Raw genomic sequence first — 1,166 nt, forward strand, 5'->3', positions numbered from 1 at the left:
GTGTCGGCAGACTCACCGGGGCGAGACTCGACGGCGGAAGCAGCGAGCGCCGCGAGGAACTCGTCGCCCGGATCCGCCAGCCGGTCCCGGGCGACTACCGGATCGCGGTGCTGTCCTTGAAAGGTGGGGTGGGAAAGACCACCACCACCGTCGGGCTGGGATCGACGTTCGCCTCGTTGCGTGGCGACTGCGTCATCGCCGTCGACGCGAATCCGGACTTCGGCACCCTCGCCCAACGGATTCCGCAGCAGACCACGTCGACGGTGCGCGATCTGCTCGCGAATGCGTCGGGGATCCGCCGGTACTCGGATGTGCGCGCCTACACCTCGCAGGCGCCGAGTCGACTCGAAGTGCTTGCGAGCGAACGTGATCCCGCTGCATCGGAAGCGTTCAGCGAGGAGGACTACCGTCGCGTCGTCGACATCCTGCAGGTCTACTACAACGTCATCGTCACCGATTGTGGAACCGGGATCATGCACTCGGTCATGCGCGGAGTGCTGGACCTGGCGAACACCCTCGTGCTCGTCGCGTCGCCGGCGGTGGACGCGGCGCGCAGTGCTGCCGCGACACTCGACTGGCTACAGGCGCACGGCTTCTCCGCGCTGGTCGAACGGACGGTCGTGGTCGTCAGTTCTCCCCGGCCGGGTTCGGCGAGCATCGACATGGACGCGTTGACCGCGCACTTCCTCGCTCGCTGCCGCGCGGTGAAGGTGATTCCGTTCGACGAGCATCTTGCCGAGGGTGCCGAGATCGATCTCGATCGGCTCCGGCCCGCGACCCGGACCGCGTTCGTCGAATTGGCCGCGATGGTCGCCGACGACTTCCCCGCCGTCTCGGGCCGGCACGCGGGGCACCAGCCGGGCCGGCACGCGGGGCACCAGCCGGGTCGGCGCACGGAGCACTGACCGTCTCATACGGGCAGCAGCCGGATCACCGGACGCTGCACGAGGGGGAGCGGATCGAGGTAGTCGGCGCGTCCGCGGCGCAGCCCCCAGTGCAGACATGCGGGGGAGACGCATCCTTCGTGGCCGGCGGCGACGGTGCCGATGGGATCGCCTCTCGTCACCCGGCGACCGGCGGTGATCGTGGCGTCGACGGGTTCGTAGGTGGTGCGCAGGCCGCCCTCGTGATCGATGGAGACCACGGGCTTGCCCGCCACGGTGCCG

2 protein-coding genes are annotated in these 1,166 nt (G+C 69.4%); one reads left to right on the forward strand and one right to left on the reverse strand.

Annotated elements, in window-relative coordinates; genetic code table 11:
- Positions 1 to 905: MinD/ParA family ATP-binding protein (locus R1101_RS28560; RefSeq protein ID WP_016935683.1), on the forward strand; the 905-nt coding region annotated here is incomplete at its 5' end.
- 5 nt (positions 906 to 910) lie between these two features.
- On the opposite strand, the gene R1101_RS0123930 is transcribed toward R1101_RS28560, so the two are convergent.
- A partial coding sequence (locus R1101_RS0123930; RefSeq protein ID WP_016935684.1) for a M23 family metallopeptidase occupies positions 911 to 1,166 on the reverse strand: 256 nt, incomplete at its 5' end.

It is taken from the genome of Rhodococcus sp. R1101 (assembly GCF_000278445.1).
Classification (GTDB): Bacteria; Actinomycetota; Actinomycetes; order Mycobacteriales; family Mycobacteriaceae; genus Rhodococcus; species Rhodococcus gordoniae.